General features: G+C 71.5%; 1 protein-coding gene and 2 pseudogenes. 2 read left to right on the top strand and 1 reads right to left on the bottom strand.

The features are described from left to right. Positions 1-244, top strand: a pseudogene (locus JM949_RS35845) (IS701 family transposase); the annotation flags it as partial. 71 nt (positions 245-315) lie between these two features. Here JM949_RS35845 and JM949_RS35850 read toward each other — a convergent pair. After that, complete coding sequence (locus JM949_RS35850; RefSeq protein WP_203152461.1) at positions 316-1,035, bottom strand: polyamine aminopropyltransferase; 720 nt, start codon at positions 1,033-1,035, stop codon at positions 316-318. Between the two features lie 131 nt (positions 1,036-1,166). On the opposite strand from JM949_RS35850, the pseudogene JM949_RS35855 reads away from it, so the two are divergent. Then, a pseudogene (locus JM949_RS35855) lies at positions 1,167-1,578 on the top strand (type VII secretion protein EccB); the annotation flags it as partial.

Here is a 1,578-nt window from a genome sequence, read left to right on the forward strand (position 1 = left end):
ACACCGCGGTATCGGCTACGTCCTGGCCGTCGGCTGCGACCGACGCGTGCACGTCAACCACGGACGCACCCTGATCCGCGTCGACGACCTCGCCGACCGAATTCCCAGCCGCGAGTGGCAGCTGCGCAGTTGCGAGCCGGGCGCGAAAGGACCCCGCGACTACCTGTGGGCCTGGGTCACCACCGCCACCAGCCCCGGTGAGCATCGCTGGCTGCTCATCCGCCGCAACCGAACCACCGGCGAGCCCCTTCTACCCGGCAACTGCCCCCAACGCTGAAACCGTAAGCATGCCCGCGGGACGAGGTGGAGCCGCGGTCAACCGCCGACGCGCGCCACGTAGACCGTGTTGGCCGACTCTCCGCCGGTCAGTGGGTTGGCGAACGGCACGACGTGCGCCCGCGCGGTCGCGAACACCTCGGTGAGCGCCTCGGTGAACTCGGCGTCCGGCGGATCGTCCGACCAGAGCGCGAAGACCCCCTCCGGGCGCAGCAGCGCGGCCAGGCGGCGCAATCCGGCCGGCGGGTAGAACGCCGCGTGGCTCGGGTGCAGGACATTGCGCGGGGAGTGGTCGACGTCGAGCAGCACCGCGTCGAACCGTCGACCGGGCGCCTCGACGTCGAAGCCGGTGTCCCCGGCCACCGCGGCGAAGAAGTCGGCCTGCACGAAGCGCGTCCGCGGGTCCTCGGCCAGCCCCGCCGCGAACGGCAGCAGCCCTCGCCGGTGCCAGTCGATCACGTCCTCGATCGCCTCCACCACCAGCAGTGACCGCACCCGCGGGTCGTCCAGTGCCGCACAGGCGGTGTAACCCAGCCCGAGACCGCCGACCACCACGTCGAGCGAGTCACCGACCAGCTCGGCGAGACCGAGCCGGGCCAGTTCGATCTCCGCGACCGGAAAGAGGCTGGACATCAGGAACTCGTCGTCGAGCTTGACCTCGTACACCTCGACCTGGAGCGCGGGGTCTCGGCGCCGGCGCAGGCTGATCGCGCCGATCGGGGTCTCGCGCCAGGCCAGCTCTTCGAAACGCACACCCACCGGTGGCCCTCTCGCCGTCGGATTCGTCCGTGGATGGTAGCGGTTGCCCCGGAGCAGGCGACCACGCAGGGTCCACGGGACATCGACCCAACGCATATCCTGTGCCCGGCCGAACCACCCGGAGGGATCTCATGCCGTCGCGGCAGGACCAGCTGCACTCCTACCAGTTCAGCGTCCAGCGGGCCGTCGCGGCGCTGGTCATGCGGGAGACCGATCCCGCACAGTCGCCGTTTCGGGGGCTGGCCGGAGCCGGGCTGGCCAGCGTTCTGGTCGCGGTGATCGGGCTGGGCGGTTTCGCGCTCTACGGCCTGTTCGCCGGCGGCGGCAAGGGCTGGCGCGACCCGGGCGCGGTGATCGTGGAGAAGGAGTCCGGGGCCCGGTTCGTCTACCGCGAGCAGAAGCTGCACCCGGTGCTCAACTACGCCTCGGCGCTGCTCATCGTCGGCGCCGAGACGTCCAAGACCGTGCTGGTGTCCCGGCGCACGATCGACGGGGTGCCGCGCGGGCTGCCGCTGGGCATCGCCCGACGCGCCCGACTCGCTG

It is taken from the genome of Micromonospora tarensis, from assembly GCF_016803395.1.
Lineage (GTDB): Bacteria > Actinomycetota > Actinomycetes > Mycobacteriales > Micromonosporaceae > Micromonospora > Micromonospora tarensis.